We start from the raw sequence: 23484 nt of genomic DNA, 5'->3' as shown, positions 1-23484 counted from the left end.
CAACGCGTCACGCAGTCACGGGACGCGCCTCGCAGCTCTGGGCCGTGTGCATCGGCATCTCGGTGAGGCCCGGGTAGTACACGTGCAGGCTCACCGCCGGCTCCAGCGCGTCGTTCACCACCTGGTGCACGTACCCCGGCGCGAAGACCCGTTGTGCGCCGGCGGACAGCGCGCGCGTGCCACGCGCGGTGTGCTCGGTGAGCGTGCCCTCCAGGACGGTCAGCACACCGGAGGAACGGCCGTGGTCGTGCGGTCCGCTGCCCTGACCGGGCACCCAGGACAGCAGCCACACCTCGTAGCCGGGCCCGGTGCGCAGCCGGTGGTACCAGCGCGTGGTGGCGTCGTACCGCACGAGGTGCTGCCACTGCGCGCGGTCGGTGGCGACCGCGCGGGCCAGACCGGCGAACTCGGCCACGGTGGCCGGGTGCTCGCGCGGGGGCTGCAGCAGATGGGGGACCTCGAGGATGTCGCCGGCGATCTGCAGGTCGTTGTCGCTGTTCATGGGTGCGGTGGTTCCTCAGTGAGAAGGTCAGAGGGGAACGAAAAGCGAAAACCGAGTCCTGGGACCCGGTCTGCGGCTGGAGCGGTCGGATACCGCGACGGCTCAACAGCTGGAACAGCAACAGCTACAGCGAGCCCGGGCAGCACCGTGGGACCCGGCGGTGCGGGTCGAGGTGAATGCCAAGTTCGCGAGCATGCCCATTAGGACATCGGTTCACACCGGCAGTGTCAACTCGGCGCCCGGTATGTGGGACATGTTTCACCTCATCCGGTTCATCTGTCTGCCGAAAGGTTTGTTCAGCAGGCACCCGGGACACATGGCGCACAACCGGGCGCGCGAGCCACTGCGGAACGCGATCGAACATCTGGGCGTCCTTCTTCGTACAAGCCCTGTATGGGGGGAGGCCCTCGTGGGCCTCTCATCTGCATGTCAAGGTTTATGGCGATTTGAACACTTTCCGCATGGCCTTGGTTCCGCAGAGTGAATAACGGGCTCAATAGCAGATCTCGGCTTGACTCGCCCGGAGCAGCACACTTGTAATTTCACTCGTGTCGTTCAGCCGAAATCGGTAACGGCCACGCACGGGGACGTGAAAGACAGACGAGGGGCGCACATGACCGAGCTGGTGCAGCAACTGCTGGTCGACGACGCGGACGAGGAACTCGGCTGGCAGGAGCGCGCGCTGTGCGCCCAGACCGACCCCGAGTCCTTCTTTCCCGAGAAGGGCGGCTCCACCAGAGAGGCCAAGAAGGTCTGCCTCGCCTGTGAGGTGCGCTCCGAGTGCCTTGAGTACGCCCTCGCCAACGACGAGCGCTTCGGTATCTGGGGCGGACTCTCCGAGCGGGAGCGCCGCCGCCTCAAGAAGGCCGCCGTCTGAGACAAGGCCGCCGGATGAAACAAGGCCGTCGTCCAAGACAAGGCCGGCAGATGAACCGGGCGTCCACACTACGCACACAACTGATCTGCGCGAACGGCCCGTCACTGGTGGGTTATCCACAGGGGGCGGGCCGTCGACATGCCCAGCCGATAGTGTGGGCGCTCGTCCGAGACGCCTCGCCGCCACCAGCGGGCGCAGGAGTCCACCGCAGTCCATCGAACCGGGGCCCGTACCTCGATGTCCGTGCACAGCCACCCGGCAGCCCAGGCAACGGCTGCCACACCAGAGTTCCCGCGTCATGTGGTGACCGCGGTCCTCGTCTCCCACGACGGCGCCCGCTGGCTGCCCGACGCGCTCGCCGGGCTGCTCGGCCAGGAGCGCCCCGCCCAGTACGCGGTGGCGGCCGACACCGGCAGCGCGGACGACTCCGCCCGGCTGCTCAGCGAATCCCTCGGCGACGCCAACGTCCTGCACCTCGCCCGCCGCACCGGCTTCGGCCAGGCCGTCGAGGAGGCGAGCCGCACCGCGCCCGTCCTCACCCCGGACCACCTGCCGTACCTGAAGCGGCCCAGCGGCTGGGACCCGGTCACCCGCCAATGGCGCGACGACGCCTACGACATGCCCGAGCTGCCGTACGGCGAACCCGTCCAGTGGCTGTGGCTGCTGCACGACGACTGCGCCCCGGAGCCCGACGCCCTGGCCCAGCTGCTCCGGGTCGTCGACAGCGAGATGGAGCTCGGCCGCGACGACGTGGCGGTCGTCGGCCCCAAGCTGCGCGGCTGGTACGACCGCCGGCAGCTGCTGGAGGTCGGCGTCACCATCGCCAACTCCGGACGCCGCTGGACCGGCCTGGACCGCCGTGAGCAGGACCAGGGACAGCACGACCACGTCCGGCCCGTGCTCTCCGTGTCCACCGCCGGCATGCTGATCCGCCGCGATGTCTTCGAGGCGCTCGGCGGCTTCGACCGCCGGCTGCCCCTGATGCGCGACGACGTGGACCTGTGCTGGCGCGTGCACAACGCCGGCCACCGCGTCCTGGTCGCCCCGGAGGCCGTCGTACGGCACGCCGAGGCCGCCTCCCGCGAGCGCCGCACCGTCGACTGCGCCGGCCGCACCACCGCCTCCCCGCACAAGGTCGACAAGGCCGGCGCCGTCTACACCCTGCTCGTCAACACCCGTACGGGCGTCCTGCCCTGGATCCTGCTGCGCCTGGTCCTCGGCACGCTGCTGCGCACGGTCACCAATCTCGTCGGCAAGGTCCCCGGACAGGCACTCGACGAGATCCGCGGACTGCTGGGCATCCTGCTGCGCCCCGAGCGGATCATCGCCGGGCGGCGCAGGCGCGGCCCCTCCCAGCTCGACAAGGGCGAGCTGCGACCGCTGTTCCCACCGTCCGGCGCGACCGTGCGGGCCACCGTCGAGCAGGCCGCGGGCAACCTCTTCGGCGCCGACGAGGAGCTCTCCGCGGCCGGCCGGCACGGCAGCGCGGTCGAGTCCGGGCCCGGCGGCGACGACGCCGACTTCCTGGAGATCGAGCAGTTCGCCCGTCTCAAGCGCATCGCCCGCAAACCGGGTCCGGTGCTCTTCCTGGTGCTGCTGCTGTTCTCGCTGATCGCCTGCCGCGCGCTGCTCGGCGGCGGCGCGCTGGCGGGCGGCGCCCTGCTGCCCGCACCCGGCACCTCGGGCGAGCTGTGGTCCCGCTACCTGGACGCCTGGCACGCGGTCGGCGCCGGCGGCTCCCCGGCCGCCCCGCCTTATCTCGCGGTCGTCGCCTCGCTGGCCGCCCTGCTGTTCGGCTCGACCGGGCTCGCGGTGACCGTGCTGCTGGTCTGCTCGGTGCCGCTGGCCGGGTTCACCGCCTACTTCGCCTCCCGGCCGCTGGTCACCTCGCGCCTGCTGCGCGCCTGGGCGGCCGTCGTCTACGCCTTCCTGCCCGCCGCCACCGGCGCCCTCGCGGGCGGCCGCATCGGCACCGCCGTCCTCGCCATCCTGCTGCCGCTGATCGCGCGCGCGGGCATCGCGGCCAGCGGACTCGCCAATGCCTCCGGGGCGCGCGGCAGTTGGCGGGCCACCTGGGCGTATGCACTGCTGCTGACGATCACCACCGCGTTCACGCCGATCGTCTGGCCGATCGCCCTGGTCCTCGGCGTCGTCGTGCTCGCCGTGCGCCGCTCCGACCTGGTCGCGTCCGGCCCGCGGCTGCTGGCCCAGCTGGGCACCCCGCTGCTGGTCCTCGCCCCCTGGTCGCTGACCCTGCTGCCGTTCGGCTTCTTCAAGGAGGCCGGGCTGGAGTACGGCGCCTCGGCCGCCTCCGCCCTGGACCTGCTCGGCGCCAGCCCGGGCGGCCCCGGCACGGTCGACGGGCTGATGCTCATCGGTATCGTCCTGGCCGCGCTGGCCGCCCTGCTGCGCTCCCAGCGCCAGTCGGCCGTCCGCGCCGCCTGGGCGGTCGCCCTGGTCGGCCTGGTCTTCGCGGCCCTGTCCAACAAGTCCGCCTGGGCGGGCCCGGCGACCCTCGTCTACGGCATCGCGATCGTGTCCGCCGCGGCGCTCGGCGCCGAGGGGGCACGCGCGCGTGTCGCCGAGCAGAGCTTCGGCTGGCGGCAGCCGGTGGCGGCCCTGATCGCCTTCGCCTCCGCCGCGGGCCCGTTGCTCGTCGCCGCCGGCTGGATGATCGCGGGCGCCGACGGCCCGGTCGAACGGCGCGACGCCGCCCAGGTGCCCGCCTTCGTCGCCGAGGACAGCACCACCACCGACCAGGTGCGCACCCTCGTCCTCGACAGCGACAGCGCCGCGCGCGTGAACTACATGCTGGTGCGCGGCTCCGGCGCCCGCATGGGAGACGCCGAGGTGACCGCCGCCGACGGCGAGAACGCCGAGCTCGACAAGGTCGTCGCCAACCTGGTCGCCGGCTCCGGCGCCGACCAGGCCGACCAGCTCGGCGGGTTCGCGGTGCGCTACGTCCTCGTCCACAAGGGCGCGCCGCGCGACGTCACACGCGTGCTGGACGCCACGCCCGGCCTGTCCCGGCTCAGCCAGCAGAACGGCGGCGCCCTGTGGCGCGTCGACCGGCAGGTCTCCCGGGCGACCATCGTCTCCGCGAACGGCTCGGGCACGCCCGACTCCGTGCCCGCGGGGCCCGTCGACATCCACACCACCGTCCCGACCGGCGCCGACGGCCGTATCCTGCGCCTGGCCGACTCGGCCGCGCCCGGCTGGACGGCCACCCTGGACGGCAAGCCGCTGACCCGCACCACGGTCGACGGCTGGGCCCAGGGCTTCGAACTCCCCTCCTCCGGCGGGAAGCTGGACGTCACCTACGACACCCCGTTCACGCACACCGTCTGGCTGTTGCTCCAGGGCGCGCTCGCCGTCGTCCTGGTCGTCCTGGCCCTGCCCGGCCGCCGCCGCGACGTCGACGACGACCTCCCCGAGGAGCAGCCGATCCCCGCCCAGGCCGTCGAGGGCGAGGGCCGCCGCGCCCGCCGCCTGCGCGCCCAGGCGGAGTCCGAGGAGGGGACGACTGCGCAGGACGGCGGCGACTACTCGGGCGCCGCGGAGGAGCGGCCCCCGGTCTCGGTCCCGCAGCAGCCGTCCTACGACGAATGGGATCCGGCCTCCTATCCGGCGGGCGACGGCCACAACACCGGCTACGCCGGCCAGTACCAGGACACCGGCCAGTACCAGACGGGCGGCTACGACCAGCAGACCTACGACCCGTACCAGACGGGCCAGTACGACCCGTACGCCTACGGCGGGCAGCACGGGCAGGCGGCGTACGACCCGACGTACCAGCAGGGCTACGACCCCGCCTATGACCCGGCCGCCCAGCACCACCAGGGCACCGGCGGCGAGCACCACGACGGGAGCCAGCAGTGAACCGCACCACCCTGTCCCTGTTCGCCGGTACGGCCGCCCTCGCGGCGGTCACCGGGTTCGCCGCGCTCAACGCGCCGGCCACGTCGCCCGCGCACACCGCCCAGGCGGCCGCCCAGTTGCCCGTGGAGCGCACCACCCTGCTGTGCCCGGCGCCGAGCCTGTCCGACATAGCCGACACCTCGTACACCTCGTTCGCGCCCGTCACCAAGGGCACCACGAGCGACGGCAAGGCCGGACTCCAGGCGGCCACCGAGCAGTCGGCGAACGGGACGGGCGGCAAGAAGAAGGCGTCCAAGCCCGTCCTCACCCCGAAGGCGCCCGGCACCCCGGCCACCGGGGACATCTCCGGCGCCGACGGTCCCGCCTATGTCGGCACCGCCGAGGGCAAGTACGCCCCCGGCTGGACCGTCCAGGAGACCACCGCGGTCGCCGCGGGTACCGGGCGCGGCCTTCAGGGGGTCAACTGCACGCCGGCCGACACCGACTTCTGGTTCCCCGGCGCCGGCACCGCGTCCGGCCGCACCGACTACGTGCACCTCACCAACCCCGACGACAGCGCGGCCGTGGTCGACATCGAGCTGTACGGCAAGGACGGCCAGCTCAAGTCCTCGGTGGGGGAGGGCATCACGGTCGCGCCGCACGCCAGCGAGCCGGTCCTGCTGTCCACGCTCACCGACGAGAAGCAGACCGACCTGACCGTGCATGTGAACGTGCGCAGCGGGCGGGTCGGCGCGAGTGTGCAGGCCCTGGACGACAGGACCGGCGGTGACTGGCTGGCCGCCTCCGCCGACCCGTCGGGCAGCCTGGTACTGCCGGGCATCCCCAAGGACGCCACGGACGTCCGGCTGATCGCCTTCACCACCGGAAACACCGACGCCGACCTGAAGGTGCGCCTCGCCTCCCCGGCCGGCCTGATCACCCCGGCGGGCAACGAGACGCTGCATGTGAAGGCGGGCATGACGACCGCGACCGACCTCGGCGACGTCACGCGCGGCGAGGCGGGTTCGCTGGTCCTCACACCCACCGACCAGTCCGTACCGGTGGTGGCCGCGCTGCGCGTCACCCGCGGCAAGAGCGGCAAGCAGGAGACCGCGTACATCCCGGCGACCGCGCCGGTCGGCACGCGGGCGACGTCCGCCGACAACAGCGGCAAGGGCACCACCCTGTCCCTGACCGCTCCCACCGGCACCGCCCAGGTCAAGGTCACGGCGTCGGCGGGCAGCGGCGGCGGTACGGCGGTGTCCAAGACGTTCACGATCAAGTCCGGCACCACCCAGGACGTCGACGCACCGGTCCCGTCCGGCCTGAAGGGCACCTACGCCCTGACCGTGGAGCCGATCTCAGGCGGCCCGGTCTACGGCGCCCGCACCCTGGCGGCCACCGAGGGCGGCGTCCCGGGCTTCACCATCCAGACCCTCCCCGACGACCGCGGCACGGTGGCCGTACCGGAGGCGGACCAGGATGTGTCGGTGCTGCAGCAGTAGACCGCGCCGGAAGGGCCTCTGCTCACTCCTCGCCGTAGCGGGGGTCCACCGTCTCCGGGGTGAGCCCGAGCAGTTCGGCGACCTGCTCCACGACGACCTCGTGCACCAGCGCGGCCCGCTCGTCGCGCCCCTTGGTGCGGATCTCGACCGGCCGCCGGTACACGACCACGCGCGCCCGGCGTCCCTCGCGCGCGGGGATGATCCCGCCCAGCGGCACCGCCTCGTCGCTCCAGCTCTCGCCGTGCCGGTCCTGGAGCCGGGGCACTTCCAGCACCAGGAAGTCGATGTCGTCGAGCTGTGGCCAGCGCCGCTCCAGGCGCTCCACGGAGTCCTGCACCAGGTCTGCGAACACGTCGGCGCGGCTTGCGGCCAGCGGCACCTGAGGTGGCGCGATCGGCCCGCGCATGCCCCGACCGTGGCGATCGCGTCGACGAGGCCCGGGGCCGGCGGCACGGGGCGGTACACGGTTGTCCATCACTGGTGAAGCGTAGTCCTCGCGGGCTCCGGGCGCGCCGCCCCGCGCATCGACACCGGCCCGGAGCGACATGTCGGAGGATGACCATTCCAGCCAAGGTTGGGCTCGTTTCCGTATCTCTACAAGACCGGCGAGCTCAAGGCAATTGACGGTGTTTGTGCCGGCTCATGACCGGATGCGGTGCAGACCCGGATCCTGGACTGTGCCGTCCACGCAGGTCAGTGGGGCGTGTCCGGAGGGGTGTGTGGGGCGTTTCACAACACGACACGGTGGAGTGACCTGGGGGAGAGTCGTCGCGGCCCGCTCAAGAGTGCGGTACCGTCCAACGTCGTGAGCCCTGTACGTCGCTGTTCGCGAACCGCCTGCGGCCGACCCGCCGTCGCGACGCTGACGTACGTCTACGCCGACTCGACCGCGGTCCTCGGCCCGCTCGCGACCTACGCCGAACCCCACTGCTACGACCTGTGCGCCGAGCACTCCGAGCGCCTCACCGCCCCGCGCGGCTGGGAGGTCGTCCGGCTCATCGACGGCTCCGCCCCGGCCCGTCCCAGCGGGGACGACCTGGAAGCCCTTGCCAACGCGGTGCGCGAGGCCGCCCGCCCCCGGGAGCGGGCGGCCGAGGCGGGTGGCGGCGGACGTGGCGCGGACCCGATGGAGGTCGCGCGGCGCGGCCATCTGCGGGTGCTGCGGTCACCGGACAACTGAGTCCCTCCGCAGCGGTCGCCCGGGGTCTCTTCCGGCTCCGTCCCGTTGCGTTCTCCCCCTCCGTCTCGTTGGGTTCTCCACCTCCGTCGTGTTCGGTGATGCACACCCATTGACGTGTCGTTGTCGCGGACACGACCATTCCGGATGACCGGCGGGAAATCGATTTCCGCATGCCGGAATCAGGGGAGGCGTCCGTGTACGTTCAGGAACTGGAACCCGTCGCCCACTCCCTGGGCCTGTCCGCCCTGGTGGCCGCCCTGCCCCTGGTGATCGTTCTGATCCTGCTCGGCGGTGTCCGTACGAAAGCCCACCTCGCGGGCCTGACGGGGCTTCTGGCGGCCGTACTTGTCGCCCGCCTCGCCTACGGCATGCCGCTCGGCCAGACGCTCTCCAGCGCCGCCCAGGGCGCCGCGTTCGGTCTGTTCCCCATCCTGTGGATCGTCGTCAACGCCCTGTGGGTGTACCGGATGACGGTCCGCACCCGTCACTTCGACATCCTGCGCCGCTCGTTCGGGCGACTCTCCGACGACCCGCGCATCCAGGCCCTGGTGATCGCCTTCTGCTTCGGCGCCCTCCTGGAGGCGCTGGCCGGATTCGGCGCCCCGGTCGCGATCTGCTCGGTCATGCTCGTCGCCCTCGGCTTCGACCCGGCGCGCGCGGCCGTGGTCTCCCTGGTCGCCAACACCGCCCCGGTCGCCTTCGGCGCGATGGGCACGCCCGTGGTCACGCTCGCCCAAGTCACCGGACTCCCACTGGACTCGGTGGCCTCCGTGGTGGGCCGTCAGACCCCGTTGCTGGCCCTGGTGGTGCCCCTGGTGCTGGTCGGCCTCGTCGACGGCACGCGCGGGCTGCGCGAAACCTGGGTGCCCGCCCTGGCGTGCGGAACCGCCTTCGCCGTAGCCCAGTTCGCCGCCTCCAACTACCTGTCCGCCCAACTCGCCGACATCTGCGCCGCCCTGGCCGGCGCGGCCGCCCTGATCGCCGTACCGCACACGCGCGTGCCCGCCACCGAGGAGGTCCGCGCGGCCGTGCTCACGGGCGCCCGCAGCGCGGACCTCGGCGAACCCGACGCGCGCCCCGAAGTCCTGCGCGCCTACGCCCCGTACGCCCTCATCATCGTCGTCTTCTCCGTCGCCCAGATCCCGCCCGTCAAGGACTGGCTCGCCCAGGCGACCCAGGTCTACGACTGGCCCTTCCTGGACGTCGTCAACCCGAAGGGCGCACCGGTCGGCGGAAATCTCTTCACCTGGCCGGTGGTCTCCACGGGCGGCACGCTCGTGCTGATCGCCGGCATCGCCACGGCGGCCGTCCTGCGCGTGCACGCGCGCGTGGCGGTCGCGGAGTGGGTGGCGACGGTAAGGGAGTTGAGGTTCGCGATCCTGACCGTGACGTCCGTCCTCGCCCTGGCCTACGTCATGAACCTCTCCGGACAGGCGGCCACCATCGGCCAGTTCGTGGCAGCGGCCGGTGCGGGCCTCGCCTTTCTGTCCCCGGTCCTCGGCTGGTTCGGCGTCGCGGTCTCCGGCTCCGACACCTCGGCCAACGCGCTCTTCGGCGCCCTCCAGGTGAGCGCCGCACACGAGTCGGGACTCTCGCCGGAACTCCTGGCGGCCGCCAACAGCTCCGGCGGCGTGCTCGGCAAGATGATCTCCCCGCAGAACCTCACGATCGCCTGCGCGGCGGTCGGCCTGGCGGGCCGCGAGGGGGACCTGCTGCGCAGGGTGCTGCCGTGGAGCCTCGGGCTGCTGCTGGTGATGTGCCTGATCGTGGTGGGCCAGAGCACGCCGGTGCTGGGGTGGATGCTGCCGTGACTGACGGCGCGGACGGAATGCGCGGCATCGACTGCGGGTGCCTGCCTGCGCGTGCCTGACTGCGCGGCACCGACTGCGCGTGACTGACCGCGCGGGTCTGACCGCGTCTGAGCACGGCAGATCGCTTGGGATCGCCGCAGATCACGGCGGAGAGTCCGCCGGGAGTCCGCCGGGAGCTCTCCGGGAGTCCGCTGGGAACCCGCCAGTGGATCCGCTGAGGGCTCCCGCGTCCGCCCCTTACCTCGGGCAGGTAGTTTGGGGCGACCGACAGGACTTCAGGAGGGTTGGCCCGTGGCTGCTGATCTGGCGCAGATCGTGAAGGCGTACGACGTGCGCGGGGTGGTTCCGGACCAGTGGGACGAGGCGATCGCCGAACTGTTCGGCGCCGCGTTCGCACAGGTGACCGCTGCCGCCGCGATCGCCGTCGGGCATGACATGCGGCCCTCCTCGCCCGGTCTGTCCCGCGCCTTCGCGCGCGGTGCGGCGGCCCGTGGCGTCGACGTCACCGAGATCGGCCTGTGCTCGACCGACCAGCTGTACTACGCCTCGGGCGCACTCGGCCTGCCCGGCGCGATGTTCACGGCCTCGCACAACCCGGCGCAGTACAACGGCATCAAGATGTGCCGCGCGGGAGCGGCGCCGGTCGGCGAGGACACGGGCCTTGCGGAGATCCGGGCCCTGACAGAGGGCTGGTTGGCGGAGGGCGCGCCCGGTCCGGCCGCCACGCCGGGAACCATCACCTCCCGCGACACGTTGACGGACTACGCGGCCCATCTGCTCTCGCTCGTGGACCTGACCTCCATCCGCCCCCTGAAGGTCGTGGTCGACGCGGGCAACGGCATGGGCGGCCACACCGTCCCGACCGTCTTCGAGGGCCTGCCCCTGACCCTCGTCCCGATGTACTTCGAGCTGGACGGCACCTTCCCCAACCACGAGGCCAACCCGCTGGACCCGGCCAACCTCGTGGACCTGCAGCAGCGCGTCCGCGAGGAGGGGGCCGACCTCGGGCTCGCGTTCGACGGCGACGCGGACCGCTGCTTCGTCGTCGACGAACACGGCGACCCGGTCTCCCCGTCGGCGATCACCGCACTCGTCGCGGCGCGCGAACTCGCTCGCAACGGCGGCAAGGGCACGATCATCCACAACCTGATCACGTCATGGACCGTCCCCGAGGTGGTCCGGGAGAACGGCGGCACCCCGGTCCGCACCCGCGTCGGCCACTCGTTCATCAAGGGCGAGATGGCGAAGTCCGGCGCGATCTTCGGCGGCGAGCACTCGGCCCACTACTACTTCAAGGACTTCTGGAACGCGGACACGGGCATGCTGGCCGCCCTGCACGTCCTCGCGGCCCTCGGCGGCCAGACGGGCCCCCTGTCCTCCCTGGTGGCCCAGTACGACCGCTACACCGGCTCCGGAGAGATCAACTCCACGGTCGCCGACCAGAAGGCCAGCCTCGCGGACATCCGCGCGGTCTACGGAGACCGCGAGGACATCACCCTGGACGACCTGGACGGACTGACCGTCACCGCCGCCGACTGGTGGTTCAACGTCCGTCCGTCCAACACGGAACCACTGCTGCGCCTGAACACGGAGGCGAGGGACGAGGCGACCATGACGAAGGTACGCGACGAGGTACTGGCGATCATCAGGGGCTGAGGTCGGCCCCGCCCGTCCCGGCGGCGGTAATCTGACCGCACGCGAACATCCCACCCCCTGAAGGGAAACCCCATGCCGCTCGAAGCCGGTCTTCTGGAGATCCTCGCCTGCCCGGCCTGCCACGCCCCCCTCAAGGAGCAGGACACCGAGCTGATCTGCACCGGCCAGGACTGCGGCCTGGCGTACCCCGTCCGCGACGGCATCCCCGTCCTCCTCGTCGACGAGGCCCGCCGAGCCGGCTAAGCACCACGACCACAACCTCAGCCACAACCGCAAGGCACCAGGACCCCGGCAACCGGAGGCCGCTCCCATGCTCGACGAATCGCTGCTCGACACCCCGGAGAGCCTCGCCGCGGCCGACCGCCGAGGGCTGCTGCGCGGCGCGGCCGAGGCCGGCGCCCGCGTCCGTACCGCGGCCCGGCACGCCGTCGAGGCGGGTGTCCAGGAGCTGAAGCCGGACGGCCGCCCACGCGCCGTCCTGATCGCGGGCCCCGGCGTCGCCGCCACCCACGCCGCCGACCTCCTGGGCTCGCTGGCCGGCCCCGGCAGCCCCGTCATCCGGCTCGCCCCCGCCGGCGTCGCCCCGGCCGCCGGCGCCCTGCGCTGGGAACTCCCCGGCTGGGCCGGCCCCGTCGACCTGCTGCTGATCGCCACCCCGGACGGCACCGAACCCAGCCTCTCCCTCCTCGCCGACCAGGCCTACCGGCGCGGCTGCTCGGTCGCCGCCGTGGCCCCCGCCCAGACCCCGCTCGCCGAGGCGGTGACAGGCGCCCACGGCCTGTTCGTACCGATGGCCACGGCACCGTACGACCACGGCGAGCCGCTCGCCGGCTCCTCCCCGGGCGTCCTGTGGGCGCTGCTCACCCCGCTGCTCGTCCTCCTCGACCGCATCGGCCTGGTCACCGCCCCGCCGGAGGACCTGGACAAGGTCGCCGACCGCCTCGACCGCATCGCCGAGCGCTGCGGCCCGGCCATCGTGACCTACAGCAACCCCGCCAAGACCCTCGCCTCGGAACTCGCCGACGCGCTTCCGGTGGTCTGGACGGAGGGCGTCTCGGCCGGCCCCGCGGGCCGCCGCTTCGCCGCCGCCCTCGCCGAACTGGCCGGCCGTCCCGCCCTGGTCGCCGAACTCCCCGAGGCCCTGGCGGCCCACCACGCCCTGCTCGCAGGCCCGCTCGCCGCCAGCGCCGACCCGGACGACTTCTTCCGCGACCGCGTGGAGGAGGCCCCCGCGCTGCACGCGCACGTGGTGCTGCTGCGCGACCGCCCCCTCGGCGGGCTCACCGCCGCCCCCGCAGCCCGCGATCTCGCGCTCAGCCACGACACCCCGATCAGCGAGCTGGAGCCCGAGGCGGGCGACGAGCTGGAGAGCCTGGCGGAACTGATCGCCGTCACGGATTTCGCCGCCGTTTACCTCGCGCTCGCTTCGGGGGCCTGAGGTGGACACCGACACCGGGCCCGCCGTACGAAGGACGACCTGAGGGCCGTACCGAAGGCGAACCGGTGGGGGACACGCGGTGAACACGGCCGCCGTACACCGCCGTGCGGCGCGCCCTGCGTCCCCGCGCAACCCTGTTCGCCCCCGTACGCAGAGAGAACCGGCAGAGAGAAGTCATGGACCGCCTCGACAACACCATCCGCCCCTACGCCTGGGGTTCCCCGACCGCCATCCCGAAGCTGCTCGGGGTCGAGCCGAGCGGCGAGCCGCAGGCGGAGATGTGGATGGGCGCACACCCGGGCGCCCCCTCGCGCACCGTGCGCGGCACGCTCGTCGAGGTCATCGACGCCAACCCGAAGGCCGAGCTGGGTGAGCCGGCCGTGGCCAAGTTCGGCCCGCGCCTGCCCTTCCTGCTCAAGATCCTCGCCGCCGGCGCCCCGCTCTCCCTCCAGGTGCACCCCAACCTGGAGCAGGCCAGGGAGGGTTACGAGGACGAGGAGCGGCGCGGTATCCCCGTGGACGCCCCGCACCGCAACTACAAGGACGCCAACCACAAGCCCGAACTGATCTGCGCGCTCACCCAGTTCGACGGCCTGTGCGGCTTCCGCACCCCGCTGCAGGCGGCCGAACTCCTCGAAGCCCTCGGCGTCGACTCCCTCAAGCCGTATGCCGACCTGCTGCGCGCCCAGCCGGAGGAGGAGGCGCTGCGCGAGGTCCTCACCGCGATCCTCACAGCCGACCGCGAGGAGATGGCGCACACGGTCGCCGAGGCCGCGGCCGCCTGCACCCGACTCGGCGGCGACCACGCGCCCTACGCCGACATCGCCGACCACTACCCGGGCGACCCCGGCGTGATCGCCGCGATGCTCCTCAACCACGTCCGGCTCCAGCCCGGCGAGGCCCTCTTCCTCGGCGCCGGCATCCCGCACGCCTACCTCAACGGCCTGGGCGTCGAAATCATGGCCAACTCCGACAACGTGCTGCGCTGCGGCCTGACTCCCAAGCACGTCGACGTCCCCGAACTCCTGCGCGTCGTCCGCTTCGAGGCGGGTGACGCGGGCGTGCTGCGCCCCGAGGCCGCCCCGGACGGCGAGGAGGTCTACGAGACGCCGATCGACGAGTTCCGGCTCTCCCGGTACGTCCTGCCCGAGGGCACCACCGCCCACGACCTCACCCTGCCGACCCCGCAGATCCTGCTCTGCACGGCCGGTGCGGTCCGGGCGGACGAGCACGAGCTGACCCCCGGCCGGTCGGTGTTCGTCCCCGCGGGCGAAAAGGCCGAGGTCTCGGGCGCGGGCACGGTCTTCCGTGCGACGGTGATCGTCTGAAGGACCGGTGTTTCCCGTTGAGTCGGATTGTCATACCGGGGTTGTGGATACCTGATGAGCCACTCCCATGCAGGACTGCAAGAATGACCCACGGGCAAAGCACGGGCAAAGACGAGCACCGGCAAAGACCACGACCGGCGCAGACGAGCACCGGCGAGGACAAGCACGCCCGGACGGCGTAGACGGACGACGGCGAGAAGGGACAACGCGGACACATGAGCGCGTCAGGCGGCAACAGGGCGATCGTGGCGGCACTCGGCGCCAACCTCGCGATCGCGGCATCGAAGTTCGTGGCCTTCGCGTTCAGCGGCTCCTCGTCGATGCTCGCCGAGGGCGTCCACTCGGTCGCCGACTCCGGCAACCAGTTCCTGCTGCTCATCGGCGGCAAGAAGGCCCAGCGCGAGGCGACCCCGCAACACCCCTTCGGCTTCGGCCGCGAGCGGTACATCTACGCCTTCCTCGTCTCGATCGTCCTCTTCTCGGTCGGCGGCATGTTCGCCATCTACGAGGGCTACGAGAAGATCAGCCACCCGCACGAGGTCGAGCACTGGTACTGGCCGGTGGGCGTCCTCGCCTTCGCGATCATCGCCGAGGGCTTCTCCTTCCGCACGGCCATCAAGGAGTCCAACGAGCTGCGGGGCAAGCTGTCCTGGGCGCAGTTCATCCGCCGCGCCAAGGCCCCCGAGCTGCCGGTCGTCCTCCTTGAGGACTTCGGCGCCCTCATCGGCCTGGTCCTCGCCCTCTGCGGCGTCGGCCTCGCTCTGCTCACCGGGGACGGCGTCTGGGACGGCATCGGCACGGTCTGCATCGGTGTCCTGCTGGTCGTGATCGCCCTCGTCCTCGCCGCCGAGACCAAGTCCCTCCTCCTCGGCGAGGCCGCGGGCGTCGAAGAGGTCAAGAAGATCGAGGCCGCGATCGTCGACGGCGACACGGTCACCGGCATCATCCACATGCGCACGCTCCACCTCGGCCCCGAGGAGCTGCTCGTCGCCGCCAAGATCGCCGTCCAGCACGACGACACGGCCGCCGAGGTCGCCAAGGCCATCAACGCCGCCGAGGCCCGCATCCGCGCCGCGGTCCCCATCGCCCGCGTGATCTACCTCGAACCCGACATCTACAGCGAGGCCGAGGCCGCCAAGGGCCCCGACCCGCAAGCCACTCCCGGCGGCCCGACCCCGCCCCCCGCCGGCCACTGAGCCGCACCCCGACCGACCGGGACAGGCCCGCTCCTCCGACGGGGGAGCGGGCCTGTCGCGGTTGGGTCTCCGGGTCGCGGGTTGGTGCCGGTCGCGGTTGGGTGTCGGTCGCGTTCGGTGTCCGCGGCGGTTGGGCGTCCGTGGCTGTTGGGTGCCCGTCCCCTTGGACGCCTGTCGTGGTCGGAGGTCCGGCGTGGTGGATTTCCGCCGCCGTAGGGAGACCCGCCGCGCCCGAGCCCCTCCGGGCTCAGCTCGTGCCCGCCTCCGGCCCCCGGCCTCCGGCCCCCGGCGTCCGGCCCCGGCCCCCGGCGTCCGGCCCCGGCCTCCGGCCCCGGCCCCGGCCTCCGGCCCCGGCCCCCGGCGTCCGGCCCCGGCCCCCGGCGTCCGGCCCCGGCCCCCGGCGTCCGGCCCCGGCCCACGGCGTCCGGCCTCCGGCCCCGGCCCCCGGCCTCATGCCCCGGCCCACGGCCTCCGGCCCAGCGCACGCCCGAACCCGAACACGGGCCCGTCTTCCCTCGCCTTCCCCCGCCGGGGAGCGGGTCCGCCGTCATCCGTTCACCCGACCTCGCTCAGCACGCCCAGCACCGCCCGCTCGTCCGGTGCCGTCAGCAGCCGGTCCCGGAACCCGGCGTCCATCAACTTCCGTGACAGCAGGGCGAGTATCCGCAGATGCTCGTCGCCCGCGGCCGCCTCCGGTACGGCGATCATGAAGACCAGCCGCGCCTTCGTACCGTCCAGCGAGCCCCAGTCGACGCCCTCGGCCGACCGCGCGAACCCGACGACGGGCGCGGTCACCGCGTCCGTCTTGGCGTGCGGGACCGCGATCTCCTCGCCGAGCCCGGTCGTCCCCTGCTCCTCGCGCCGCAGTGCGGTAGCCACCAGCTCCTCGACGTCCGCGACCCGGCCACTGTGCGCCAGCAACCCGGCCATCTCCCGGATCGCGTCCTCCTTGCCGTTGGCGTCCAGCCGGACCTTGACGGTCCGTTCGGTCAGATACCCGGAGAGAACCTCGGCCGAGTCGCGTTCCGTCGATCCCGCCCCCGGCCGGCCGATCGCGCTCGTCGCCTCCGGCAGCTGAGCCGTGCCGTCTGCCGCCGTCTCCGTCCCTGCCGTCTCCGTCTCCGTCCCCGTCCCTGCCGTCCTCGCCGTCCGATCGGCCGCACCGACCGCCGCCGGAACCGCAGCGCCACCGGCCACCGCCCCGACCAGCACGGACTCGGGTACCTCGACCGGCTCGCCCGCGCCCCCCGCCGGCTCGCCACCCTTCTTCCGCACGCTCAGATCGACCAGCGCCACGGTCGTCACCGCCGTCACCACCGCCCCGATGGCGACGGCCACGAAGAACATCGGTACGCCACTCACCGCGCCCAGCACCGCCACGATCGGCCCGCCGTGCGGTACCGCGTCCTTCACCCCGGCCAGCCCGGCGATCGCACCGGCCACCGCGCCACCCAGCATGTTGGCCGGGATGACCTGCGCGGGCCGCGCCGCGGCGAACGGGATCGCGCCCTCCGAGATACCGAAGCAGCCCATGAACAGGGAGGCCAGCCCGGTCTCCCGCTCCTGCTCGTCGTACAACCGCCTCCGGACCAACGTGGCCAGCCCCTGGCCCAGCGGCATGACCGGGATCGCGGCCGCGCACATGCCCATCACCGTCTGGTTGCCGGTCGCGATCAGCCCGGCGCCGAAGAGGAACGCCGTCTTGTTGACCGGCCCGCCCATGTCGAACGCGATCATCAGGCCCAGGATCGCGCCCAGCAGGATCGCGCTCGTGCCCGTCATCCCGCTCAGCCAGCTGGTCAGATGCTCGAAGACCCAGGCGATCGGCTTCCCGATCACATAGATGAAGAACAGCCCGAGCGCCGTCGTCGCCACGATCGGGATCACGATGATCGGCATGATCGGCTGGACGAACTTCGGGACCCTGACCTTCTTGATCCACAGCACCAGATATCCGGCCAGGAACCCGGTCACGATCGCCCCGATGAACCCCGCGCCCGCCTTCGAGTCGTACAGCGCCCCGGTGTTGGCGATCCAACCGCCGATCATGCCCGGCACCAGCGCGGGCCGGTCTCCGATGGCGTACGCGATGTACCCGGACAGGATCGGCACCATCAGCGTGAAGCCGATGACACCGATGTTGTTCACGTCCATCCAGAAGGAGTCCTTCGGGATGACGAGCCCGCCCGAGGGGTCGGGGCTGCCGCCCAGCGAGAGCGAGATCGCGATCAGCAACCCGCCGACCACGACGAACGGAATCATGTAACTGACGCCGTTCATCAGCGCCTTGTAGGCGACGCTCCGCTCCTTGCCGCCGCCCCCTGCCGGCGACCCGGCCGTGCCCCCGGGCTCGTGCACGGGCGCCGACCGCACCTGCTCGATCAGCCGCTCGGGATGGTGGATGCCCTCGGCCACCCCGACCTTGAGCACCCGCTTCCCCACGAAGCGGCTCAGGTCCACGTCCTTGTCGGCGGCGACGATGACACCGTCCGCGCTGCTGACATCGTTGTCATTCAACGCATTCTCGACCCCGATGGAACCCTGCGTCTCCACCTTCATCTCGACACCGCGGCTCTGGGCGGCCTGTGTGAGCTTCTCGGCGGCCATGTAGGTGTGCGCGATACCCGTCGGGCATGCGGTCACCGCCAGCAGCTTCAACTTCTTCGGCTCGTCACCGTGGCTGCCCGTGGGGGGAGGGCCGGCCGGACTGGTCACATCGATCTCCTAACGCCTTCGTCACACGAAACGCCGTCCCGGACACTCCGCGCGACGATCGGAACTCCCGATCTCCCTGCATCCTGCAACACCGCCGCCCCTGGCTCAAACGTGCGAAAGTCCTGGTTGATCCCTTTCTAGTGGCTCCTGTTCACCCCTTCACGGAGACGCTCGTCACCCCTTCACATTCCACCCCGCCTGCCTCGCTCCCCTCCTCGAACGGCGTGAACTGTTCTGAGGCGGACTGGGGGCGCCCCGCCCCACCGGTGTAGCTTGGGACGGAGCCAGACGTCGCTGCTGATGGCGGTCGGGCGGTCCCACGCGGGCCGGCCGAGGGAGAGAGGGCCTCCGACGGACTGCGCTGCGCGTACGTGGGCATCCCTGTGTCCTCTTCTCGGGCACCTCTGTGTCCGCCGCCGCGCAGACCAGCCGTACCCACCCTCGACCCGATACCGAGGAGCAGCTCGTATGACGACTGTCGACAACCGACAGGACTTCAAGGTCGCCGACCTCTCCCTGGCCGAGTTCGGCCGCAAGGAGATCACCCTCGCCGAGCACGAGATGCCCGGCCTGATGGCGATCCGTAAGGAGTACGCCGACGCGCAGCCGCTGGCCGGCGCCCGCGTCACCGGCTCCCTGCACATGACCGTGCAGACGGCCGTCCTGATCGAGACCCTGGTCGCCCTGGGCGCGCGGGTCCGCTGGGCGTCCTGCAACATCTTCTCCACCCAGGACCACGCGGCCGCCGCCATCGCCGTCGGCCCGAACGGCACGCCCGACAACCCGCAGGGCATCCCGGTCTTCGCCTGGAAGGGCGAGACCCTGGAGGAGTACTGGTGGTGCACGGAGCAGGCGCTGACCTGGCCGGACAGCCCCACCGGCGGCCCCAACATGATCCTCGACGACGGCGGTGACGCCACCCTCCTCGTCCACAAGGGCGTCGAGTACGAGAAGGACGGCAAGGTCCCCGGCCTGGAGACCGCCGAGTCCGACGAGCACCGCGTCATCCTCGAACTCCTGCACCGCACCATCACGGACGGCTCGCAGAAGTGGACCCAGCTGGCGTCCGAGATCCGCGGCGTGACCGAGGAGACCACGACCGGCGTCCACCGCCTGTACGAGATGCAGCGCGACGGCGTCCTCCTGTTCCCGGCGATCAACGTCAATGACGCCGTCACCAAGTCGAAGTTCGACAACAAGTACGGTTGCCGCCACTCCCTGATCGACGGCATCAACCGCGCCACCGACGTCCTGATCGGCGGCAAGACCGCGGTCGTCTGCGGCTACGGCGACGTGGGCAAGGGCTGCGCGGAGTCCCTGCGCGGACAGGGCGCCCGCGTGATCATCACCGAAATCGACCCGATCTGCGCCCTCCAGGCCGCGATGGACGGCTACCAGGTCACGACCCTCGAAGAGGTCGTCGACAAGGCCGACATCTTCATCACCACGACCGGCAACAAGGACATCATCATGGCCTCGGACATGGCCAAGATGAAGCACCAGGCCATCGTGGGCAACATCGGCCACTTCGACAACGAGATCGACATGGCCGGCCTCGCCAAGATCCCCGGCATCGTCAAGGACGAGGTCAAGCCGCAGGTCCACACCTGGAAGTTCCCCGACGGCAAGGTGATCATCGTCCTCTCCGAGGGCCGCCTGCTGAACCTGGGCAACGCCACCGGCCACCCGTCGTTCGTGATGTCCAACTCCTTCGCGGACCAGACCCTGGCCCAGATCGAGCTGTTCACCAAGCCCGACGAGTACCCGGTCGGCGTCTACACGCTGCCCAAGCACCTCGACGAGAAGGTCGCCCGCCTGCACCTGGACGCGCTCGGCGTGAAGCTCACGACGCTGCGCCCCGAGCAGGCCGCGTACATCGGCGTGAACGTCGAGGGCCCGTACAAGTCGGACCACTACCGCTACTGAGGTACCGCAGCGGTGAGATACCGCTGCTGAGTCCGCGGCCCGTCCCCGGGAAGCACGCCAGTGCACTGACGCGCTCTCCCGGAGGCAGGCGCTCCGGTCCACCGAGGCAGGCCCCCGCACCCCCGTGTCGGGGGCCTGCCCCTTTGGCCCCGGCCCACCCTCGCGGCCGTACCGCAGGACCGAGACCGCTGACCGAGCACCGGACCAGCTGCCCGCTAAGATCCAGGACCCCCATGCCCCGCGGCCGTTATTCGCTCCACGATCCGCACGATCACACCCCCCTCGGCGAAGAACACTTCCAGTGCGCCCCCGGCCCCTCCGGCTGGCGCTATGTCTCCCAAGTGACCACCCCCTCCGGTGACCACCGCGGCTCGGTCGACCTCGCCCTCGACGACCTCGGCCGCCCCATCCGCCTCGAACTCCACGCCAGGGGTTGGCGGGTGCGCGGCGCCGCCCTCGACGGCGTCACCTGGGTCCGTACGGACCCCACCGGCGCTCATGCCACCGAAGGCCATGTGCGCGCCCACGCCTTCACCGGCACGTCCCCTGCGTTTCTGGTCGCCACCGCCCGTCTCCTGCGCCTCACCCCTTCCGCCGCCGCGACCCGCGTACGCCTCGTGGCCTTCACGGACCCGGTCCTCGCCCCGCGCACCGTGGACCAGTCCTGGGCCTTGGTGAAAAGCGAAGCACACGCCACTGACAACGGCCCCCTGACCGTGGACGAATACCAGGTCACAGCCCTGGACACGGGGGAGCAGCACACCGTGCACCTCGCCGGTGACGTGGTCCTGGCGGCATCCGGAATCGAGCTCGAGGACCTGCGGTCGCCGCCGTCCGTCTTCGACGACTGACCGTGCCGGCCGGAAGCTCGGGCCTAGGCCGGCGGTACGAATCCGGTGGAAGGCCGTCCGGCCGCTGGAGGCGTGGCCGATGCGGGAGCCGGGGGCTGCTCCACCGGCGGGGGATACGTCACGGCCGGTGCCGGCACCGGCACCGGGTGCCCGGACCGGTACGGAGGCGGCGGAGGCGCGGGCGCCTGAGGCACCGGAGGGTTGTAGTCATGGGGCGCACCCGGCACCGAGGGGCCGTAACCATAGGGCACACCCGGAACACCAGGCGTCGGCGGGGCGTACGCGTCCGACGCGCCGGACTCCGAGGGGGCATGGCCGACGAAGGCCCGCCGAGCCTCGCGCGCCTGCCGCTCCTGCACCACCGCCGCCAGATACGCCGCCGGAGGAATGCCCTGCGGCGCCGGAGTTCCCGTCCGGGCCGCGAGGTCGGCCGCAAGCTGCTCGGCCATCGCCCACGAGACGTGCGGGTCGAGCTGTTGCATCCGCGTCAGGTACTGCCGGACGGCAAGCCACAGCCCGTCCGGCACGGCCGACAGGTCCAGCTCCGTGAAACGTCCCGCCAGCCAGGGCGGGGGCGGTGGAATGAAGCGGGTCTGCCCGACAGGCACCCGTTCACGCACGACCAGGGTCCCCGCGAACACATCGCCCAGCCGCCGCCCACGCGCCGAGACCAGCGACGCGATACAGGCGACGACTCCGAACGTCACCAGAATCTCGACCACGCCGAGAGCCCCACGCACCAGCGCGTGCCGGAACCGGATGGGCCCGCCGTCATCGCGAACGACGCGCAAGCCGCACGCCATCTTCCCGAGCGAGCGCCCATGACTCAGTGTCTCCACCGCTATCGGCCCGCCCACCAGCAACAACAGGAAGGCGGCGATCGACAGCGCGAGCCGTGCGGCCTCGTCCAGTGAGGCCGTGGCCGCGACCAGACCTATGGACACACCGATGTAGACGGTCATGGCCACGACCAGGTCAAGCAGCACGGCCAGCGCCCTGCTGGGCACCCTCGCAGGACGCAGTTCGAGCGCCACCGCCTCACCCGTCACCAGCTCACTCACGCCCGGCCACCTTCCCCTGGTCTGCCCCGTACAGCGCAAGTCTGCCAAGCTGAGAGCGCATCGCGCCGCAGTACGACAAGCTGACAGCTACGACAGGCAGTCGACGAACAGCCGAGGAGCAGGCAGACCCGATGGACCTCGACGTCTTCGTCTCCGCACACCGAGCCGAATGGGACCGTCTCGACGCGCTCCTCCGGCGCCAGCGGCGCCTCAACGGAGCCGAAGCCGACGAACTCGTCGCCCTCTACCAGCGCACCGCCACGCACCTCTCCTTGATCCAGTCCAGCGCACCCGACCCACAGCTCGTCGGTCGCCTCAGCCAACTCGTGGCACGCGCGCGTAGTGCTGTGGCAGGGACCCGCCGCGCGTCCTGGCGCGATGTCGCGCGCTTTCTGGGGCAGGGATTTCCGGCCGCTGTCTACCGATCCCGTCACTGGTGGGTCCCCACCGCGCTCATATCAACCGCCGTCGCGATCCTCCTGGGCTGGTGGATCGGCAGCCACCCGGATGTGCAGTCGGCCATCGCCGCCCCCAGCCAACTGCGCGAGCTGACCCGCCCCGGTGGCGAGTACGAGACCTACTACTCCAGCCATCCCGCGGCTTCGTTCGCCGCCCAGGTGTGGACGAACAACGCCAGGGCCGCCGCGATGTGCCTGGTCCTGGGCGTCTTCCTAGGCCTCCCGGTCCTCTACATCCTCTTGGAGAACATGCTCAACCTGGGCGTCGGCTTGGGCCTGATGTCCTCGGCCGGCCGTCTCGACGCCTTCCTGGGCCTGGTGCTCCCGCACGGGCTGCTCGAGCTCACCGCGGTCTTCGTCGCAGCGGGTACCGGACTTCGCCTCGGCTGGACCCTCATAGACCCGGGCCCGCGCAGCCGCCGTACCGCTCTGGCCGAAGAGGGCCGCGCCGCCGTGGGCATGGCGATCGGGCTGGCCCTGGTCCTGTTCGTCTCCGGCGCCATCGAAGGCTTCGTCACCCCGTCCGGCCTGCCGACCTGGGCCCGCATCGCCATCGGAGTCGTCGCTGAGCTGGCCTTCCTCGCCTACGTCTTCGTCCTCGGCGGTCGTGCCGCACGCGCTGGCGAGACGGGAGACCTCGAGGAGACCGAGCGCAGCGCGTTCGTCCCAACGGCCGCCTGATGTGCGGAGACCTCTCGTGAGCTGCTAGTCTCCTCTTCGCCCCGGAAGACCCATTGACATGGGTCCGGCGGGGAGGTAGATTCAAACAGTTGCCTAGAACTGGACAGGTTCAGGGCTGATCGCTAGAATCGATCTGCTTCATAACGGAGAGTCCTCTCCCAACATCGAAGCCACTTCCGATTTACCCAGGAATGAATGGCCGGTCAGACCGGCCGAAAACTTCTGATAAAGTCGGACGCGCCGAAAGGAAGCCGGAAGGCAACCGAAAAGGCAAAGGCCCTCCAACGGCCACCGGAAATGAATTCCGACCGGGAACGGAACGGAAAACGGATCTGGTAAGGTTGGAAACACCGAAGGGAAGCCCGGAGGAAAGCCCGAGAGGGTGAGTACAAAGGAAGCGTCCGTTCCTTGAGAACTCAACAGCGTGCCAAAAGTCAACGC

General features: G+C 71.4%; 18 protein-coding genes. 13 read left to right on the top strand and 5 right to left on the bottom strand.

Features of this window, described 5'->3' with window-relative positions; all coding sequences use genetic code 11:
- Nucleotides 1-7: 7 nt before the first annotated feature.
- Nucleotides 8-502 carry a cysteine dioxygenase family protein gene (locus ABZ396_RS35470; RefSeq protein ID WP_358921234.1) on the bottom strand — a complete coding sequence of 165 codons (495 nt, stop codon included), beginning with the start codon at nucleotides 500-502 and terminating at the stop codon, nucleotides 8-10.
- A gap of 613 nt (nucleotides 503-1115) precedes the next feature.
- Between ABZ396_RS35470 and ABZ396_RS35465 the strand changes: the two genes are divergently transcribed.
- The 3 genes from ABZ396_RS35465 to ABZ396_RS35455 all read left to right on the top strand — a co-directional run bounded on the left by ABZ396_RS35465 (nucleotide 1116) and on the right by ABZ396_RS35455 (nucleotide 6742).
- A complete protein-coding gene (locus ABZ396_RS35465) occupies nucleotides 1116-1379 on the top strand; it encodes a WhiB family transcriptional regulator (RefSeq protein ID WP_003975777.1) in 264 nt (87 codons plus the stop codon).
- A gap of 237 nt (nucleotides 1380-1616) precedes the next feature.
- Nucleotides 1617-5258: a glycosyltransferase gene (locus ABZ396_RS35460; protein ID WP_358921232.1), complete on the top strand. Its 3642-nt coding sequence runs from the start codon at nucleotides 1617-1619 to the stop codon at nucleotides 5256-5258.
- Nucleotides 5255-6742 (top strand): DUF5719 family protein, encoded by a 1488-nt coding sequence (locus tag ABZ396_RS35455; RefSeq protein WP_358921230.1) that lies wholly within the window; start codon nucleotides 5255-5257, stop codon nucleotides 6740-6742. The genes ABZ396_RS35460 and ABZ396_RS35455 overlap by 4 nt, the downstream gene beginning before the upstream one ends.
- A gap of 22 nt (nucleotides 6743-6764) precedes the next feature.
- Here the strand turns inward: ABZ396_RS35455 and ABZ396_RS35450 are convergent, their stop codons facing one another.
- On the bottom strand, nucleotides 6765-7217 hold the full coding sequence (locus tag ABZ396_RS35450) for a metallopeptidase family protein (RefSeq protein WP_358921228.1): 453 nt from the start codon (nucleotides 7215-7217) through the stop codon (nucleotides 6765-6767).
- 330 nt (nucleotides 7218-7547) lie between these two features.
- Between ABZ396_RS35450 and ABZ396_RS35445 the strand changes: the two genes are divergently transcribed.
- The 7 genes from ABZ396_RS35445 to ABZ396_RS35415 all read left to right on the top strand — a co-directional run bounded on the left by ABZ396_RS35445 (nucleotide 7548) and on the right by ABZ396_RS35415 (nucleotide 15351).
- On the top strand, nucleotides 7548-7922 hold the full coding sequence (locus ABZ396_RS35445; protein ID WP_358921226.1) for a DUF3499 domain-containing protein: 375 nt from the start codon (nucleotides 7548-7550) through the stop codon (nucleotides 7920-7922).
- Nucleotides 7923-8116: 194 nt separating this feature from the next.
- Nucleotides 8117-9733: an L-lactate permease gene (locus tag ABZ396_RS35440; RefSeq protein ID WP_358921224.1), complete on the top strand. Its 1617-nt coding sequence runs from the start codon at nucleotides 8117-8119 to the stop codon at nucleotides 9731-9733.
- Nucleotides 9734-10024: 291 nt separating this feature from the next.
- Nucleotides 10025-11389, top strand: coding sequence for a phosphomannomutase/phosphoglucomutase (locus ABZ396_RS35435; protein ID WP_358921223.1), 1365 nt, complete (start codon nucleotides 10025-10027; stop codon nucleotides 11387-11389).
- A gap of 72 nt (nucleotides 11390-11461) precedes the next feature.
- Nucleotides 11462-11632 carry a Trm112 family protein gene (locus ABZ396_RS35430; RefSeq protein WP_358921222.1) on the top strand — a complete coding sequence of 57 codons (171 nt, stop codon included), beginning with the start codon at nucleotides 11462-11464 and terminating at the stop codon, nucleotides 11630-11632.
- A 67-nt stretch (nucleotides 11633-11699) separates the two neighbouring features.
- A complete protein-coding gene (locus tag ABZ396_RS35425) occupies nucleotides 11700-12827 on the top strand; it encodes an SIS domain-containing protein (RefSeq protein ID WP_358921220.1) in 1128 nt (375 codons plus the stop codon).
- Nucleotides 12828-13003: 176 nt separating this feature from the next.
- Complete coding sequence (gene manA / locus ABZ396_RS35420; protein WP_358921218.1) at nucleotides 13004-14155, top strand: mannose-6-phosphate isomerase, class I; 1152 nt, start codon at nucleotides 13004-13006, stop codon at nucleotides 14153-14155.
- Between the two features lie 215 nt (nucleotides 14156-14370).
- Nucleotides 14371-15351 carry a cation diffusion facilitator family transporter gene (locus ABZ396_RS35415; protein ID WP_358921216.1) on the top strand — a complete coding sequence of 327 codons (981 nt, stop codon included), beginning with the start codon at nucleotides 14371-14373 and terminating at the stop codon, nucleotides 15349-15351.
- Nucleotides 15352-15906: 555 nt separating this feature from the next.
- Here the strand turns inward: ABZ396_RS35415 and ABZ396_RS35410 are convergent.
- Nucleotides 15907-18066, bottom strand: coding sequence for a PTS fructose transporter subunit IIABC (locus ABZ396_RS35410; RefSeq protein ID WP_358921214.1), 2160 nt, complete (start codon nucleotides 18064-18066; stop codon nucleotides 15907-15909).
- A gap of 468 nt (nucleotides 18067-18534) precedes the next feature.
- On the opposite strand from ABZ396_RS35410, the gene ahcY reads away from it, so the two are divergent.
- Complete coding sequence (gene ahcY / locus ABZ396_RS35405; RefSeq protein ID WP_358921212.1) at nucleotides 18535-19992, top strand: adenosylhomocysteinase; 1458 nt, start codon at nucleotides 18535-18537, stop codon at nucleotides 19990-19992.
- Nucleotides 19993-20225: 233 nt separating this feature from the next.
- Nucleotides 20226-20843: a hypothetical protein gene (locus tag ABZ396_RS35400; protein WP_358921211.1), complete on the top strand. Its 618-nt coding sequence runs from the start codon at nucleotides 20226-20228 to the stop codon at nucleotides 20841-20843.
- A gap of 23 nt (nucleotides 20844-20866) precedes the next feature.
- Here ABZ396_RS35400 and ABZ396_RS35395 read toward each other — a convergent pair whose 3' ends face one another.
- Nucleotides 20867-21904 (bottom strand): RDD family protein, encoded by a 1038-nt coding sequence (locus tag ABZ396_RS35395; RefSeq protein ID WP_358921209.1) that lies wholly within the window; start codon nucleotides 21902-21904, stop codon nucleotides 20867-20869.
- 131 nt (nucleotides 21905-22035) lie between these two features.
- Here ABZ396_RS35395 and ABZ396_RS35390 point away from each other — a divergent pair, with 131 nt between their 5' ends.
- Nucleotides 22036-23043: a stage II sporulation protein M gene (locus ABZ396_RS35390; RefSeq protein ID WP_358921207.1), complete on the top strand. Its 1008-nt coding sequence runs from the start codon at nucleotides 22036-22038 to the stop codon at nucleotides 23041-23043.
- Nucleotides 23044-23181: 138 nt separating this feature from the next.
- Here the strand turns inward: ABZ396_RS35390 and ABZ396_RS35385 are convergent.
- Nucleotides 23182-23484, bottom strand: a 303-nt coding sequence (locus ABZ396_RS35385; protein WP_359186709.1) for a hypothetical protein, incomplete at its 5' end; no start/stop codon positions are given.

Source organism: Streptomyces sp. NPDC005866 (assembly GCF_040629895.1).
In the GTDB taxonomy this organism is placed as follows: Bacteria; Actinomycetota; Actinomycetes; order Streptomycetales; family Streptomycetaceae; genus Streptomyces.
The sequence above is the reverse complement of the archived record's forward strand: the minus strand, read 5'-3'. Positions and strand labels throughout refer to the sequence as shown.

Excerpts from the sequence above, each read along its gene's own strand:
- ABZ396_RS35470 (WP_358921234.1), bottom strand. The coding sequence starts at position 502 with ATGAACAGCGACAACGACCTGCAGATCGCCGGCGACATCCTCGAGGTC.
- ABZ396_RS35465 (WP_003975777.1), top strand. The coding sequence starts at position 1,116 with ATGACCGAGCTGGTGCAGCAACTGCTGGTCGACGACGCGGACGAGGAA.
- ABZ396_RS35460 (WP_358921232.1), top strand. The coding sequence starts at position 1,617 with ATGTCCGTGCACAGCCACCCGGCAGCCCAGGCAACGGCTGCCACACCA.
- ABZ396_RS35450 (WP_358921228.1), bottom strand. The coding sequence starts at position 7,217 with ATGGACAACCGTGTACCGCCCCGTGCCGCCGGCCCCGGGCCTCGTCGA.
- ABZ396_RS35430 (WP_358921222.1), top strand. The coding sequence starts at position 11,462 with ATGCCGCTCGAAGCCGGTCTTCTGGAGATCCTCGCCTGCCCGGCCTGC.
- ABZ396_RS35425 (WP_358921220.1), top strand. The coding sequence starts at position 11,700 with ATGCTCGACGAATCGCTGCTCGACACCCCGGAGAGCCTCGCCGCGGCC.
- manA (WP_358921218.1), top strand. The coding sequence starts at position 13,004 with ATGGACCGCCTCGACAACACCATCCGCCCCTACGCCTGGGGTTCCCCG.
- ABZ396_RS35415 (WP_358921216.1), top strand. The coding sequence starts at position 14,371 with ATGAGCGCGTCAGGCGGCAACAGGGCGATCGTGGCGGCACTCGGCGCC.
- ahcY (WP_358921212.1), top strand. The coding sequence starts at position 18,535 with ATGACGACTGTCGACAACCGACAGGACTTCAAGGTCGCCGACCTCTCC.
- ABZ396_RS35400 (WP_358921211.1), top strand. The coding sequence starts at position 20,226 with ATGCCCCGCGGCCGTTATTCGCTCCACGATCCGCACGATCACACCCCC.
- ABZ396_RS35390 (WP_358921207.1), top strand. The coding sequence starts at position 22,036 with ATGGACCTCGACGTCTTCGTCTCCGCACACCGAGCCGAATGGGACCGT.